The organism is Nocardia sp. NPDC050697 (assembly GCF_040654395.1).
Classification (GTDB): domain Bacteria; phylum Actinomycetota; class Actinomycetes; order Mycobacteriales; family Mycobacteriaceae; genus Nocardia.
In genome coordinates, this window is record NZ_JBFAHY010000012.1 from 60,828 (window position 1) to 75,503 (window position 14,676).

Annotated in this window: 12 protein-coding genes and 1 tRNA gene; 2 read left to right on the forward strand and 11 right to left on the reverse strand. The window is 70.1% G+C overall.

The window, feature by feature from the left end; all coding sequences use genetic code 11:
- Nucleotides 1-53 precede the first annotated feature (53 nt).
- A complete protein-coding gene (locus AB0H71_RS31090; protein ID WP_357028092.1) occupies nt 54-488 on the reverse strand; it encodes a 2-keto-3-deoxygluconate kinase in 435 nt (144 codons plus the stop codon).
- A gap of 575 nt (nt 489-1,063) precedes the next feature.
- Between AB0H71_RS31090 and AB0H71_RS31095 the strand changes: the two genes are divergently transcribed.
- Nucleotides 1,064-1,570, forward strand: coding sequence for a hypothetical protein (locus AB0H71_RS31095; protein ID WP_357028095.1), 507 nt, complete (start codon nt 1,064-1,066; stop codon nt 1,568-1,570).
- Between the two features lie 55 nt (nt 1,571-1,625).
- Here the strand turns inward: AB0H71_RS31095 and AB0H71_RS31100 are convergent, their stop codons facing one another.
- From AB0H71_RS31100 to AB0H71_RS31140, 9 genes are all read right to left on the reverse strand, one after another.
- Complete coding sequence (locus tag AB0H71_RS31100) at nt 1,626-2,123, reverse strand: carbonic anhydrase (protein ID WP_357028098.1); 498 nt, start codon at nt 2,121-2,123, stop codon at nt 1,626-1,628.
- A gap of 132 nt (nt 2,124-2,255) precedes the next feature.
- Nucleotides 2,256-4,991 carry a DNA polymerase I gene (gene polA, locus AB0H71_RS31105; protein ID WP_357028101.1) on the reverse strand — a complete coding sequence of 912 codons (2,736 nt, stop codon included), beginning with the start codon at nt 4,989-4,991 and terminating at the stop codon, nt 2,256-2,258.
- 52 nt (nt 4,992-5,043) lie between these two features.
- Nucleotides 5,044-6,039: a neutral zinc metallopeptidase gene (locus tag AB0H71_RS31110; protein ID WP_357028104.1), complete on the reverse strand. Its 996-nt coding sequence runs from the start codon at nt 6,037-6,039 to the stop codon at nt 5,044-5,046.
- 183 nt (nt 6,040-6,222) lie between these two features.
- Nucleotides 6,223-6,954 carry an ABC transporter ATP-binding protein gene (locus AB0H71_RS31115; RefSeq protein ID WP_357028107.1) on the reverse strand — a complete coding sequence of 244 codons (732 nt, stop codon included), beginning with the start codon at nt 6,952-6,954 and terminating at the stop codon, nt 6,223-6,225.
- Complete coding sequence (locus tag AB0H71_RS31120; protein WP_357028110.1) at nt 6,954-7,922, reverse strand: ABC transporter ATP-binding protein; 969 nt, start codon at nt 7,920-7,922, stop codon at nt 6,954-6,956. The genes AB0H71_RS31115 and AB0H71_RS31120 overlap by 1 nt, the downstream gene beginning before the upstream one ends.
- Nucleotides 7,919-9,295 (reverse strand): branched-chain amino acid ABC transporter permease, encoded by a 1,377-nt coding sequence (locus tag AB0H71_RS31125; RefSeq protein WP_357028393.1) that lies wholly within the window; start codon nt 9,293-9,295, stop codon nt 7,919-7,921. The genes AB0H71_RS31120 and AB0H71_RS31125 overlap by 4 nt, the downstream gene beginning before the upstream one ends.
- 68 nt (nt 9,296-9,363) lie before the next feature.
- Nucleotides 9,364-10,401, reverse strand: coding sequence for a branched-chain amino acid ABC transporter permease (locus AB0H71_RS31130; protein ID WP_357028113.1), 1,038 nt, complete (start codon nt 10,399-10,401; stop codon nt 9,364-9,366).
- A gap of 102 nt (nt 10,402-10,503) precedes the next feature.
- Nucleotides 10,504-11,706: a branched-chain amino acid ABC transporter substrate-binding protein gene (locus tag AB0H71_RS31135; RefSeq protein ID WP_357028396.1), complete on the reverse strand. Its 1,203-nt coding sequence runs from the start codon at nt 11,704-11,706 to the stop codon at nt 10,504-10,506.
- A 305-nt stretch (nt 11,707-12,011) separates the two neighbouring features.
- Complete coding sequence (locus AB0H71_RS31140; RefSeq protein ID WP_067655508.1) at nt 12,012-12,629, reverse strand: ANTAR domain-containing response regulator; 618 nt, start codon at nt 12,627-12,629, stop codon at nt 12,012-12,014.
- Between the two features lie 144 nt (nt 12,630-12,773).
- Between AB0H71_RS31140 and AB0H71_RS31145 the strand changes: the two genes are divergently transcribed.
- Nucleotides 12,774-12,860: transfer RNA gene (locus AB0H71_RS31145), tRNA-Leu, on the forward strand.
- A gap of 140 nt (nt 12,861-13,000) precedes the next feature.
- Here AB0H71_RS31145 and AB0H71_RS31150 read toward each other — a convergent pair.
- Nucleotides 13,001-14,236: a helix-turn-helix transcriptional regulator gene (locus tag AB0H71_RS31150; RefSeq protein ID WP_357028116.1), complete on the reverse strand. Its 1,236-nt coding sequence runs from the start codon at nt 14,234-14,236 to the stop codon at nt 13,001-13,003.
- Nucleotides 14,237-14,676: the final 440 nt, after the last annotated feature.

Below are 14,676 nucleotides of genomic sequence, written 5' to 3' on the forward strand. Positions count from 1 at the left end.
GAGGGCCGCTCACGATCCGTGAGCGGCCCTCGGTTCGTTCCGGGAGACGCCGGTCAGGCGCCGAGCCCGTTCACGCCCGCGATCATGGCGCGGACCGTGGATTCGAGGCCGTCGTCGGCGAGCGCGGCGCCCCAGCCCCTGCGGCCGTTCAGCTCGCAGCGCACGAAGGTCGCGGTCCCGGCGGCGGTGCCGCGCTGGTGGAACTGCAGGATCTCGACCGGGTACCCCTCGCTGTAGAGCGCCGAGGTGAGCGCGGCCACCGGGCTGCCGGTGGCGACCACGCTGCGCAGCCGGTCGGCGAATTCGAGGGTGGCGGTGAAGCAGGCGCTGCGGCTGTCCGCCGGCGACCAGTCGCCGAGCCGGATCGGGCCCTGCTCGCCGCAGTAGCGATCCTGGAAGTCGGAGTCGGTGAGACCGGCACACTCGGCGCGCAGGGCGGCGGGGGCGGCGGTCCGGAACGTATCGATGTCGAGAGTCAACATGGTCATGGCAGGTTTTGGTCTTCCCGGGGAGTATGTCCGAATGAAACAGGGGTGACCAGCAGTAACGTTCGAGGAAGCCCGCAGCGAGGGGGCTGGTCCGGATCAGACCTCGCTACGGCGAGCTACTACGAGAAGTCGCCGCGCCACCATCGCGGTGAGCGGAATGCGCGCGGCGCGATCGCGGTCTGCGATATCGAGCGCTGCGGCGCGGTGGCGGGCGGGGTACGGCACGGCTTTCACAATAGGGATGTCGTCCGGCGATGGCAACCGCGTTAACACCCGGTGTCGCCGCTACCCATAAGTAGTATTCGCGCAGCTCACGGCGGGTGCTGTGCGCCGGGTCACGCAGACTCGGCGGCGGTGCGCGGTGTGCATGAGGACCGCGCGGTCCGCTCCGGCCGCCCGGACCCCCGCAACTCATGCGCCACCCGGGATGAACGTCGCCCCGGTCACAGTGGGGAACCGCAGGTTCACATCGCGCGTCCAAACCCATGTCGGACGGCGCAGCCGGCGTCGTGCCGAAAGAAGAAGTCCGCGAATCGCTTTCGCGGGCCAGGCCGCGGGGGAAGAGAAGAGCGAGCATGATCCAGCCGACCGATGACACTGTGCGCGCCGAACACCATCTGACGGAGATCCTCGGCCCGGGGCTGACCTTCCGATCGGTGCCCTTCGAACGCGGTTGGGTCTGCACGCCGTTGCCCGAGGAGGCGGCGGCGGTGCGCTTCGTGGTCGACTCCGGCAGTGGGGAGGTCTACGAGTACACCGCGCTCGGCGAGTACGAGGTGGCCGCCGATTACAGCGCGGCGGGCGAGGGCGGCCGGGAGCCGCGCGGGGTGCGCATCCACCCGGTGCGCTGGCGGGTCGAGTACGAGCTCGGCAACGGCGACGACCGCTCGGCCCGGTACCTGGTCGCGGCCCGCAGCACCGGCCGCTCGCCGGAACCGGACGAGGATTTCGAGCTCACCCTGGACCTGGACACCAACCGCTACCAGCCGGCCGGGACGGCGGCCTGGCAGGTCTGGGTGCGGGTGGTGCAGCAGCACCGCGCCGAGGGGGCATGGCCCGCGCGGGGCGTGCTGGAGTTCTGACGGGCGCGGGCCCGCGCGAGCGCGAACTCGCGCGGGCCCGTGGCGCCGACGGCGCTCAGGCGGCCTCGAGCACCTCGTTCAGCTTGCCCGAGGCCACGTCGAAGACGAAGCCGCGGATCGAGTCCTTGTGCGGCACATAGGGGCTCGCCTTGATCCGCGCGATGGACTGCCGCACGTCGGCGTCCAGATCGCCGAATGCCTCCGCCGCCCACTCCGGCTTGATACCGACCTCGTCCTGGATCGACTTCTTGAAGTCGTCGTCGGTGAAGGTGAGCATGCCGCAGTCGGTGTGGTGGATGAGGATGATCTCGCGGGTGCCGAGCAGCCGCTGGCTGATCGCCAGCGACCGGATCTCGTCCGCGGTGACGACGCCGCCCGCATTGCGGATGACGTGCGCCTCACCCTCGTTCAGGCCGAGCACGCCGTAGACGTTGATCCTGGCATCCATGCAGGCCAGCACGGCAACGCCCTTGGCGGGGGGCAGCGGGAGCGGGCCGGTGAAGGTCGCGGCGTAGGCGGCGTTGTTCTCGAGCAGCTGATCGGTGACGGTCATGCGGAAGAATCCTTCGCACTCGTATGCGGGAACGCTCATATGACACGGCCCACCGTAGAGCTACCCCTCAGCGAAGGCCCCGGTACGACTCACCCTGATCGCAACACTTGGTTCGCAGGCGGCGAAGGGGAGTCAGTGCGCGGCGGCGTTCCAGCTGCGCCCGGTGCCGACCGAGACGTCCAGCGGCACCGACATCTCGATGACCGCCGACATCTCCTCCCGCGCCAGCCGCTCCAGCTCTTCCCGCTCGCCCTCGGCGACCTCGAAGACCAGCTCGTCGTGGATCTGCAGCAGCATCCGGGAGCGCAGCCCGGCCGCCTCGACGGCATTGTGCACATTGATCATGGCGACCTTGATGATGTCGGCGGCGGTGCCCTGGATCGGCGCGTTCAGCGCCATCCGCTCGGCGGCCTCGCGGCGCTGCCGGTTGCTGGTGTCCAGGTCGGGCAGGTAGCGGCGGCGGCCGAAGAGCGTCTGCGTGTAGCCGACCTTGCGGGCCTGCTCCACGACCTCGTACAGGTAGTCCCGGATCCGGCCGAAGCGGGCGAAGTAGGTCTCCATCTGCTCCTTGGCCTCGGCGGTGCTGATCTTGAGCTGCGCGGAGAGGCCGAAGGCGCTGAGCCCGTAGGCCAGCCCGTAGGACATGGCCTTGATCCGCCGCCGCATCTCCGGGTGCACCTCGGAGATCGGGATGTCGAAGGCCTTCGAGGCCACGAAGGTGTGCAGGTCCTCGCCGGAGTTGAAGGCCTCGATCAGCCCCTCGTCGCCGGAGAGGTGCGCCATGATCCGCATCTCGATCTGGCTGTAGTCGGCGGTCATCAGCTCGGCGTAGCCGGGGCCGACCACGAAGGTGTCGCGGATCTGCCTGCCGGTGTCGGTGCGGATCGGGATGTTCTGCAGGTTCGGCTCGGTCGATGACAGCCGGCCGGTGGCGGCGATGGTCTGGTTGAAGGTGGTGTGGATGCGGCCGTCGTCGGCCACCGACTTGAGCAGCCCGTCCACCGTGACCTTGAGCCGGGTGGCGTCGCGGTGCGCCAGCAGGTGCTCCAGGAAGGGGTGCTCGGTCTTCTCGAAGAGCGATTCCAGCGCGTCGGCGTCGGTGGTGTAGCCGGTCTTGGTGCGCTTGGTCTTCGGCATGTCCAGCTCGTCGAAGAGCACCACCTGCAGCTGCTTGGGCGAGCCGAGGTTGATCTGCTTGCCGATCACCCCGTATGCCGCCTCGGCGGCATCGGTGACCTTGTCCGCGAAGGTGCGCTGCAGCGTGCCGAGCTGGTCGGTGTCGACCGCGATGCCGGACTCCTCCAGGGTGGCGAGCACGCCGAGCAGCGGCAGCTCCATCTCGGTGAGCAGCGGCACCGACTCGATCTTCGCCAGCTCCTCGTCCAGCGCGTCGGCCAGGTCGGCGACGGCGCGGGCGCGCAGCATCTCGGCCATGGCCAGCTCGGCGTCGGCCGCGTTCTCCTCGTCGAGCAGCGAGAGCTGCGGGGTCTCGTCCACCTCGGCGCGCAGCTCGCGGCGCAGGTAGCGCAGCGAGAGATCGTCCAGGTTGAAGCTGCGCTGGCCCGGCCGCACCAGGTAGGCGGCGAGCGCGGTGTCGGTGGCGAGCCCGCCGAGCCGCCAGCCGCGGCCGCGCAGCGCGTGCATGGCGGCCTTCGCCTCGTGCAGCGCCTTGGGCACCTCGGGGTCGGCCAGCCAGGCGCCGAGCGCGGCCTCGTCGTCGGGGGTGAGCACCGTGGTGTCGATGTAGCCGCCCTCGCCGTCGGCCGCGGCGATGGCGAGCGCCCGCACGTCGCCGGCGGCCGGGCTGCCGCTGCCGACCACCGAGAGGCCGTGCCTGGCACCGGCCTTCGCGTGCTCGGCGAGCCACTCCCCGACCGCACCGACCTCCAGCGCGCCGCCGCTGATCTCGAAGCCGGACTCGGCCTCCGGCTCCGGCGGGGCCAGCGTCTCGAAGAGCCGGTCGCGCAGCACCCGGAACTCCAGGTCGTCGAAGAGCTGGTGGATCTTGTTCCGATCCCACGGCGCCTGCGCCAGCTGCTCCGGGGTGTACGGCAGCGGGACGTCCTTGACCAGCTCGGTGAGCTGCCGGTTCAGCACCACGCCGCTCAGGTTGGCGCGGAGTGCGTCGCCGACCTTGCCCTTGACCTCGTCCACCCGGTCGACCAGCGCGGTCAGGTCGCCGAACTCGCGGATCCACTTGGCGGCGGTCTTCTCGCCGACGCCGGGGATGCCGGGCAGGTTGTCGCTCGGGTCGCCGCGCAGCGCCGCGTAGTCCGGGTACTGGGCCGGGGTGAGGCCGTACTTGGCCTGCACCTCGCCGGGGGTGAAGCGGGTCAGGTCGGAGACGCCCTTGCGCGGGTAGAGCACCGTGACGTCGTCGTTCACCAGCTGGATGGCATCGCGGTCGCCGGTGACGACGAGGACCCGGAAGCCGTCGCGCAGCGCCTGGGTGGTGATGGTGGCGATCACGTCGTCGGCCTCGTACCCCTCGATCGCCATCACCGGGATGCCCATCGCGCCGAGCACGTCCTTGGTCAGCTCCACCTGGCCGCGGAACTCGTCCGGGGTGGCGCTGCGATTGGCCTTGTACTCGGGGTACGCCTCGGTGCGGAAGGTGGCGCGGGAGACGTCGAAGGCGGCCGCCACGTGCGTCGGCTTCTCGTCGCGGAGCAGGTTGATGAGCATGGCGGTGAAGCCGTAGACGGCGTTCGTGGTCTGCCCGGTGACGGTCTTGAAGTTCTCCGCGGGCAGCGCGAAGAAGGCCCGGTAGGCGATGGAGTGCCCGTCCAGCAGCAGCAGCGTCGGCCGGTCACCACCCGCGGTCGCGGGGGCGGCGGAGGTGGCTGGCTGCGTGGTCGGTGAAGTCACACCGGTGAGTCTAGGGACCGGCTCCGACATCGGCGGCCGGGACCCGCGCGGCTCAGCCGACGTGCGCCGCGGCGGCGTACCAGCTGTTGCACTCCCAGGTGTCGCCGGTGTCGGAGCCCCAGCGCCACCAGCCCCACACCGACTCCTGGCTGCCGAGCAGCCGCGGCTCGCCGGGCCGGTCACCGCCGGCCCGCACCGCGCTCGCGGCCTCCTCCCAGGTGCGGTGGTCGATATCGCCGCGGCCGTGGTTGGTGCCGAGGAACATGCCGGCGAAGCACCACGCCTGCAGGTCGAGTCTGCGGCTCTGCTCCTGCCCGCGCTCGGAGCTCCAGCCCGCCGCGGTGCGCGCGTCGGAGTAGGCGCGCACCACGCCGACCAGCTGCTGCACGTGGTGGCCGTACTCGTGGCCGAGCGCCGCGAGCTGGGCACCGCGGCGGGAGCCGGCGCCGAGCGGGCGCAGCGCCTCCGCCGGGACCACGATGCTCTCCTCGGCCGGGCAGTAGAACGGCCGGTCGCCGGGGCCGGCCAGCCGATCCGGGCACGCGGTGCGGGCGCCCTCGGCGCGCAGCTCCAGCCGCGGCGGGCGGAAGGGCAGCCCGGCATTGCGCAGCGTCACCGACCAGCTGTCGTCCAGGCAGTCCAGCGCGGCGCGCAGGAAGGCCTCGGCGCCGCGCGGTTCGTCGTGCCAGGGCGGCAGCTCGCAGCTGATCCGGGCGAGCCCGGCGTGCCTGGCCAGCAGGGGGTGGTCGGCGAGCGCGAAGACCGGGCGCGGGTCGGGGGCGCCGGGCCCGGCGCGCAGCGGCACCCCGGCCAGCGGCAGCTCGGCCACCGGGGGCGCGTCGTCACCGGCGGGGCGGCCCGCCTCGCTGAGCACGCCCGCGAAGCCGGGGCCCGCAGGGGCGCCGCGCGCGGCGCGCAGCTCGGCCGGCGGCTCCGCGGTCCGGTGCGCGGGCCGGGAGACCCCGGCGGCGAGCACCATGCCGATCACCGCGGCCCCCGCCGCGAGGGCGATCAACCGGCGCGGCCGGCTCCACCACGGCCCGCTCATCGTTCCCCCTCGCTCCGTGGTGGTCGGCGCCGTTGCCCGCACCACCGAATCCATGGAAGCGGAGCGCCGGGCGCGCCGCAAGCACCCCGCCGGGCGGCGGAGCCGGCGCACGCCGGGCGCCGCGCCGGCCCGCCCGCCGCGGAGACCCAGGTGAGGCCCGGGTTTCCGCCGCGGGGCGACGGCTCAGCCGACGCCGAGGTACGCCGATTTCACGGCGGGATCGGTGAGCAGCTCGCGGCCCGCGCCGGTCTTGGTGACCTCGCCGGTCTCCAGGATGTAGGCGCGGGTGCTGCGCGCCAGCGCCTGCTGCGCGTTCTGCTCGACCAGCAGCACCGTGGTGCCCTCGGCGTTGATCTGCCCGATGATCCGGAAGATCTGCTGGATCACCATGGGCGCGAGCCCCATCGACGGCTCGTCCAGCAGCAGCAGCCGCGGCCGGGCCATGAGCGAGCGGCCGATGGCGAGCATCTGCTGCTCGCCCCCGGAGAGCGTGCCGCCGACCTGCCTGCGCCGCTCGGCCAGCCGCGGGAAGAGCTCGAAGACCCAGTCCAGGGTCTTCCCGTACTCCGCCTTCTCCTTGAACGGCCGGGCGTAGCAGCCCATCTCCAGGTTCTCCAGCACCGTCATGCCGGGGAAGACGCCGCGCCCCTCCGGCGCCTGGATGAGCCCGCGCCCCACCCGCTCGTGCGCCTTGACGTGCGTGATGTCCTCGCCGTCGAAGATCACCCGGCCCGCGGTGAGCGGGAGCAGCCCGGAGAGCGCGCGCATGGTGGTGGTCTTGCCCGCGCCGTTGGCGCCGAGCAGTGTCACCAGCTCACCCTGCCGCACCTGCAGCGAGACCCCGTGCAGCGCCTGGATCCTGCCGTAGTTCACCACCATGTCGGTGACCTCGAGCAGCACGTCCGCGTCACCCATCACTGCCCCTGTTCTTCGTCGTCCGGCACGCCGAGGTAGGCCGCGATCACGTCCGGGTTCTCCCGGATCTCGGCGGGCAGCCCGTCGGCGATCTTGCGGCCGAACTCCAGCACCACGATCCGGTCGGTCACGCCCATCACCAGCCGCATGTCGTGCTCGATGAGCAGCACGGTGAAGCCGTCGTCCCTGATCTTCCGGATCAGCTCCATGAGCGCCGACTTCTCGCTCGGGTTGAACCCGGCGGCGGGCTCGTCCAGGCAGAGCAGCTTGGGCTCGGTGGCCAGCGCGCGGGCGATCTCCAGCCGGCGCTGGTCGCCGTAGGAGAGGTTGCGCGCCTTCTCCACCGCGCGCGGCGCGATGCCGACGAACTCCAGCAGCGCCATGCCGCGCTCGATGGCGTCGCGCTCCTCGCGGCGGTGCCGCGGGGTGCGGAAGATGGCGCCCGGCACCGAGGTCTTGTGCCTGGCGTCGGTGCCGACCACCACGTTCTCCAGTGCGGTCATCTCGCCGAAGAGCCGGATGTTCTGGAAGGTGCGCGCGATGCCGAGCCGGGTGATGGCATTGCGCTTGGTCTTGGTGAGCGGCTTGCCGTCGAAGTACACCGTGCCCGAGGTGGGGCGGTACACCCCGCTGATGGCGTTGAAGCAGGTGGTCTTGCCCGCGCCGTTCGGCCCGATCAGCCCGAGGATCTCGCCGCGGCGGATCTCGAAGTCCACGCTGTCCAGCGCGGTCAGCCCGCCGAACTTCACGGTCAGCCCCTCGGTGCGGAGCAGCGCCGCACCCACCGGGGTGTCGATGGTCCGGCTCGGCGCGACCACCTCGGCGACCGCGTCCGGGTCGGCGAGCACCGGCAGCACCGCCGTGACCTCGACGTCGCCCGCGTACTCCACCGGCTCCGGCGGCTTGCGGTAGCCGGCGGACATGTCCTCGTTGTCGAACAGCGCGTCACCCGCGCCGGGCCCGGTCATGCCTGTTCTCCGATCGGTCCGGCGGCCGGCTTGCGCACGGCCTGATAGATCTGGCGGCCGTAGGTGAGCAGCTTCTGCCGCGCCGGGAAGAGCCCCTGCGGCCGGAAGATCATCAGCACCACCAGGGTGATGCCGAAGAAGAGGTACTTGAAGTCGCCCAGCGACTGCGCGCCCTGCTCCTGGAAGTCCAGCACACTGCCGAGCACCGCACCGAGCCCGATCAGCACCGCGATCGAGCCGAGCGCGTAGCCGTACCGCACCCCGGCGCCCTCCTGGTGCCGCGCCCACTTCCGCCAGCCGACGATGGCCGCGATCAGCACCACCACGGTGAGCGCGAGCAGCGCGTAGCCGGTGGCGGTCTGCTCCACCAGCTGCACCGACATGAGCCGGTTCGGCAGCCAGACGATGATGAACGCGCCGACGATCACGCCGAGCTTGTTGCCCTGCCCGCCGATCACCACCGCGCAGAGGAAGAGCATGGAGTTGATGATGTTGAACCCGGTCGGGTTGATGAACTGCACCTGGCCCGCGTAGAGCGCGCCCGAGAGCCCGCCGATGGCGGCGCCGATCATGAAGGCCCAGAGCTTGAACTTGAAGGCGGGCACCCCCATGACCTCGGCGGCGTCCTCGTCCTCGCGGATCGCCACCCAGGCGCGGCCGACCCGGCTGCGCTCCAGGTTGCCGACGATCAGCAGCACGATGATCACCAGGATCATGCCGATCCAGAACCACCAGACCCCGGAGTTCGCCCTGTCCAGCAGGCTCGACGCGTTCGGGTCGCCGACATTGCCCGCGGAGAAGACGCCGTTCGGCTGCTCCTCGGATTCGCCGACCCTCGGGTAGGCGATGCCGGAGAGGCCGAGGCTGCCATTGGTGATGTCGCCGAGGTTGTCGGCGAGCAGCCGGACGATCTCGCCGAAGCCGAGCGTCACGATGGCCAGGTAGTCGCCGCGCAGCCGGAGCGTGGGCGAGCCGAGGATCAGCCCGGACATGGCGGTCACCGCGACCGCGATGGGCAGGCAGGCCAGCCAGGCCCAGTCCTCGTTCAGCCAGCCGCCGTCGGTCTGGTTCCACGGGCTGTTCGGGCTGGTCAGCAGCCCGACGGTGTAGGCGCCGACGGCGTAGAAGCCGACGTAGCCGAGGTCGAGCAGCCCGGCCTGGCCGACCACCACGTTCAGCCCGATGGCGATCAGCGCGTACATGGCGAACTGCGCCATGACGCCGCCGAAGCTGGTGCCGGGGGTGTTCAGGAAGGGCGGGGGAAAGAGCGGGAGCAGCGCGAGCACGATCAGCGCGGGCACGCCGACCGCCCACTGCGCGGGCCGGGAGAGCCCCGCCCACCAGGAGCGCAGCGCGTCGCCGACGCCGTGCATCGGGCGCGCGGGCGGCGTCGGCGCCGCCTTCTGGATCGGCAGGCGCTGCGTCACCGGGTCGTTGTCGGTCATACCCGTGCCTTCCCGAGACTCTCACCGAGGATGCCGGTCGGCCGGAACATCAGCACCAGCACCAGCACCACGAAGGCGACCACGTCGCGCCACTCGGTGCCGAAGAGGATCTGGCCGTAGTTCTCGGCGAGCCCGAGCAGCAGCCCGCCGAGCAGCGCGCCGCGCAGGTTGCCGATGCCGCCGAGCACCGCGGCGCTGAACGCCTTGATGCCGAGCACGAAGCCGCCGGAGTAGATGATGCCGTTCGGGATCTTGAGCGCGTAGAGCAGCGCGGCGGCGCCGGCGAGCACCCCGCCGATCAGGAAGGTGAGCATGATGACGCGCTCCCGGGAGACGCCCATCAGGGTGGCGGTGTCCGGGTCCTGCGCGACCGCGCGGATGCCGCGGCCGAACTTGGTGCGGTTGATGACGATCTCGGTGGCGATCGCCAGGATCACCGCGGCGGCGATGATCACCAGCGTCACATTGGTGACGTCCGCGCCGAAGAAGCTGAACTGCACCTCCGGCTCGACCAGCATGATCGGCTGCTGGGCATTGGTGCCGCCGAGCCCGGGCCAGATCTCCGGGAGCACGAAGTGCACGAACTCCTGCAGCACGAAGGACATGCCGATCGCGGTGATCAGGAAGATCAGCGGTTTGGCGCCGCGCCTGCGCAGCGGCCGGTAGGCCACCCGCTCCAGCCCCACCGCGGCGGCGCCGGAGACCGCCATGCCGAAGAGCATGGCCAGCCCGAGGTAGGTGACGGTGAGCAGGATGCCTTCCGAGTACACGTCACCGCTCGGCGAGAAGCCGAGCAGCATGAGCCCGATGTACTGCCCGAACAGCCCGAGCATGAAGACCTCGGAGTGCGCGAAGTTGATCAGCCGCAGCACGCCGTAGACCAGCGTGTAACCCACGGCGACCAGCGCGTAGATCGCGCCGTAGGACAGCCCGTCGACGGTCAGCCGCCAGAACTGGTCGATCACGCCCTCGTAGTTGAAGTCGATCGACCCGTCGGCGAGGTAGGCCGCGCCGAGCAGAGTTGATGTCGTCATTCGTAGTTCGCCCTCATCTTCACCATCCCGAATCGGCCCCGGACGCGGGCGGCACGTACGCCCCCGGCAGGGTTCGTACGTGCCGCCGCGCCGGTGTCGGCGCTACTTGACCTCGTAGATCCAGATCAGCGCGTTGGACAGCTCGCCGTTCGGATTCCACTTGTACTGGCGGGCCAGGCCGGCGCCGTCGTACGTCTTCACGAAGTCGAGCAGGGCGGGCCTGGTGACCGCGCCGCCGTCGATGCCCTTGGCGAGGATCGTAGTGAGGTCGTAGGCCTCGACCGAGTACACGCCCGGCGCCTGGCCGTTCAGCGCCTCGTACTCCTTGGCGAAGGTCTCCGGCGCCGGGCCGCACGGGCAGGAGAGCACCGCGCCCTTGGCCGAGCTGCCCGCCTGCGCGACGAACTGCGGGTCGTTGGTGCCGTCCGCGGAGACGAAGACCGCGTCCACGCCGCCCGACTTCAGCTGCTGGGCCAGCGGGGCGCCCTCGGAGTAGTAGCCCGAGTAGAAGATGGCGTCCGGCTTGGCGGCCGAGATCTTGGTGACGGTGGCCGAGAAGTCCTTGTCGCCCTTCTTGATGCTGGCGGCGCAGGCCGGGTCGGCGGCGGCACCCAGGCCGGCGGTGATGCTCTTGGCCAGGCCGGTGCCGTAGTCGGTGTTGTCCTGCACGACGCAGACCTTCTTGTACCCGGCGGTGTTCACCAGGTAGTTCGCCACCGAGGGGCCCTGCACGTCGTCGTTGGCCAGACCGCGGAAGAAGGTCTGCCAGCCGTTCGCGGTGAGCGTGGCGTTGGTCGCCGACGAGGTGACCGAGACCAGCCCGGCGTCGCTGAGGATCTGGCCGGTCGCCTTGGTCTCGCCGGAGAAGGCCGGGCCGACCAGGCCGATCACCGTGGGATCGTTGACGATCTGCGGAATCACCTGGGAAGCCTTCTGCGGGTCGCCCTCGGTGTCGAACTGCTTGAGCGCGATCTGGCAGCCCGGGTTGGCCTTGTTGTGCTGGTCGAGCGCGAGCTTCACGCCGTTCACGATATTGATGCCGAGCGCCGCGTCCGGGCCGGTCAGCGCGCCCGCCATGGCGATCGAGGTACCCGCCGGGCAGGTGGCGCCGCCCGCACCGGCCGGATCGGCCGCCGCGGCCGCGTCCGCCTTCGGGATCTCCTTGCCCTGCGCGTCGACCTGCAGCACCGGCTGGATCGACAACCCGCCCGCACCCGCGGTGCCGGACGAATCCGAACCGTCGCTCGTCGACTTGTCGCCACATCCGGTCAGCACCAGCGCGGCGACGGCACCGAATGCCAGCACGCCGCGCGTGGAGCGCCTTCGCCATGTCGAACTCAGCACGCGTCTCACCTCTACGTTCCCGTGTTCCCCCGGTCGGACCGAGGGGGCCGACCGCGCCAGCCCGGTCAGAAACATAGCGTCGGTGCGATGGATCCGCATCACAATCGCTCCAGGGAGACGGGTTCGTGTCGAATTGTTCTCGCAGTTCAGGTTTCCGGCACGTAAAATTTCCGGCCGTCACGGCGGGCTTTTCGCACCACGATTCCGCGGACGCGGCGCTCAGCCCCCTGACACGCGCTCCGCGGTATCGAAAAATGCCGCGTAGATCACTGCGGCGCGAGATTCTCCAGCACGACCTCCGCGACCGCCTTCATGGTGGTGCGCCGATCCATCGCGGTGCGCTGGATCCACTTGAACGCCTGCGGCTCGGAGAGCCCCTGGGTCTGCATCAGCACACCCTTGGCGCGCTCGACCAATTTGCGGGTCTCCAGCCGCTCCGAGAGGTTCGCCACCTCGCTCTCCAGCGCGGTGATCTCGTGGAAGCGGCTCGCCGCCAGCTCGATGGCCGGCACCAGGTCGGACTTGGTGAACGGCTTCACCAGGTACGCCATCGCCCCCGCGTCGCGCGCCCGCTCCACCAGGTCGCGCTGGCTGAAAGCGGTCAGGATCACCACCGGCGCAACACGTTTCGACGCGATCTCGGCGGCGGCGTCGATCCCGTCCCGGCGCGGCATCTTGACGTCCATGATCACCAGATCGGGCTTCTGCTCCACCGCCAGGTCCACCGCCTGCTGCCCGTCGCCCGCCTCGCCCACCACCTCGTAGCCCTCTTCGGTGAGCATCTCGACCAGGTCCATCCTGATGAGCGTCTCGTCCTCGGCGACGACCACCCGCTTCGCACCGGTGTCCCGCGTCGGGCCGGCGCCCCCTGCTGTAGTGCTCATTGGTAGACCCCTCTGGTTCCGCATGCGAGTGCTGTAGAGAGTACCGTTCAGCGCGCCGGACAACCCATATACCCTGCGCGAACCCCGCCCCGCGCCGCCGTTTCGCGCCGGGCGCCACCCAGCGGCTATAGTCGCTCACGGTGCGCCGGGTTGGCGGAACTGGCAGACGCGACGGTCTCAAAAACCGTTGCCCGAAAGGGCGTGTGGGTTCGAGTCCCACACTCGGCACCAATGGGGCCTATGGGATGCAGTGCACGCTGCGCCCTTTTCATGCCTTCGGCGTCGCTTTTCGCTCGACTATGGCGAGAGCGTACGGGCTGCGGTGGCCTCGCAGTGCCATAACGGATCGCCGAATTGGCGGATATCCGAATTCAGTCGAGGTGGGTGACTCCGCACCACGCGGCGAAGCCTCGGACGGTATCCGTCGCACGCGCTTCCTGACGCGCGAGGGTGCGGACGGTTTCGCGGACCATGGGGTGGTAGCGGGTCTGGGTGGGTGTGACCTTCTTGGCGGTTTGCAGGGCGGCGAAGGCACGCTGTCTGTCGCCGTGCAGGAGGTGGCCGCGGGCGAGGTCGATGTAGTGGTGCCCGACTCGTTCACGGGGGGTTTCGGGTGGCAGGCGGAGGCTCTCGGAGCGCTTGACGGCTTCGGTGCCGTCCATCAGCTCGACCGCGAGGCCTACTGACCAGATGGCGACGTTGGCGGGACCGAAGCAGAGGCGGTAGTCGTCGCGGTCTGTGCCGATGCGGGCCGCGATTTGCCTGGCTTCCTCCAGGTGAGCGTCGGCGGCGTCGCGTTTGCCCGACCGCGCTGCGGCGAGGGCGGATTTCAAGTGCAGGTTGCCGTAGGTGGCCAGGGTGGCCCCGTCACCGCGATGCAATTCGTCTTCCAGGCGGGCGCGGCTTGTTGCCAGGAGGTCTTCGGCAGCGGTGAAATCTGCGACGCAGATGAGTTCGCCGGCTCGCTGGTAATCGCCGACGAGGACGGCGAGTTCATCGCCGGAGCGAGCGGCTGCCCATTCGTAGCGGTCGACCGCGAGCGAGGACAGGTCGGTGTAGCCGAGTTTGTAGACAGCCTGGGAGGTGGCGGCGAACGTCTCGGCGAGCAGGCCGAAGATGCGCTCTTCGTCCGAGCCCGTCGCGGAGTACCGGGCAGCTCGGAGGTCGTGCAGCAATGGTGGCAGCAGTCTGCCCAGGTCGCCGAGTTTCACCAGATGACGTAGTTGTGAAGCGCGAGCGACGTCGCGTGCGAGATCGGCGAACGGCCGAATGGGTGAATCGCCGGGCGGGAGGCGATAGGCGGCGAGTTCACGCCGGATCTCGGGAATGCCTGCGTGCATGTTCTGCTCGTCCGGAGTAGTGCGCGGGTAGATGTCGTCGTAGAGGTCACTCGGTGCCACTTTCAGGGCTCGTGCGCAGGCGGCGGTGAAAGAGGGGGATGCGGGCAGGCGGCCTTGCTCGACCTGTCGGATGAGAGACAGGGAGACGCTGTCGGAGTACCGGGCGACTTCTTGTGCAAGGCGTTGCTGGGTCCAGCCGCGAAGTTTGCGGGTCCCCCGAACTCGCTGTCCCACACCGCTGGCCGTATTTTCGCTCATACCGCTCATGATCCGATTGGACTCGGTTGTTCCGCGTCAAACTGACAGAAAACTTGACACCACCTCCCCGACCAGGGCGCGAAGCTGTCGGTCAGCATGCTCGACAACCACGACGAACAGGGGATATCGGTGGGGAGCAGGAGTGAGCAGGGGTGTGAGCACGGACCGTGGATTCCGGTCTCGCTGTGTGGGGCGGTGCTGTATCGGGGGAGCGAGGTCGCGCGGGTGGCGTGTCCGGCAGGGCCACATCCGGCGCCGGTCGAGGATGGAATGATCGTTCCGCATCAATTCGGCGGATCTCGGCGGGAAGTTTGCCCGTGGCGGGGTGTGCGGGTGGTGGACAACCGGACGGGCCAAAGCCCGGCGGCGGTCGTCCGGTTGAAGTGACCGCTGTCCCGGTGCGGCCGCTCGGAGCACGGTGAGTTTCGAGGATTTCTGCACCGAGTACC

Excerpts from the sequence above, each read along its gene's own strand:
- AB0H71_RS31100 (WP_357028098.1), bottom strand. The coding sequence starts at position 2,123 with ATGACCGTCACCGATCAGCTGCTCGAGAACAACGCCGCCTACGCCGCG.
- AB0H71_RS31140 (WP_067655508.1), bottom strand. The coding sequence starts at position 12,629 with ATGAGCACTACAGCAGGGGGCGCCGGCCCGACGCGGGACACCGGTGCG.
- AB0H71_RS31150 (WP_357028116.1), bottom strand. The coding sequence starts at position 14,236 with ATGAGCGGTATGAGCGAAAATACGGCCAGCGGTGTGGGACAGCGAGTT.
- AB0H71_RS31120 (WP_357028110.1), bottom strand. The coding sequence starts at position 7,922 with ATGACCGGGCCCGGCGCGGGTGACGCGCTGTTCGACAACGAGGACATG.
- AB0H71_RS31130 (WP_357028113.1), bottom strand. The coding sequence starts at position 10,401 with ATGACGACATCAACTCTGCTCGGCGCGGCCTACCTCGCCGACGGGTCG.
- AB0H71_RS31090 (WP_357028092.1), bottom strand. The coding sequence starts at position 488 with ATGACCATGTTGACTCTCGACATCGATACGTTCCGGACCGCCGCCCCC.
- AB0H71_RS31110 (WP_357028104.1), bottom strand. The coding sequence starts at position 6,039 with ATGAGCGGGCCGTGGTGGAGCCGGCCGCGCCGGTTGATCGCCCTCGCG.
- AB0H71_RS31095 (WP_357028095.1), top strand. The coding sequence starts at position 1,064 with ATGATCCAGCCGACCGATGACACTGTGCGCGCCGAACACCATCTGACG.
- AB0H71_RS31115 (WP_357028107.1), bottom strand. The coding sequence starts at position 6,954 with ATGGGTGACGCGGACGTGCTGCTCGAGGTCACCGACATGGTGGTGAAC.
- AB0H71_RS31125 (WP_357028393.1), bottom strand. The coding sequence starts at position 9,295 with ATGCACGGCGTCGGCGACGCGCTGCGCTCCTGGTGGGCGGGGCTCTCC.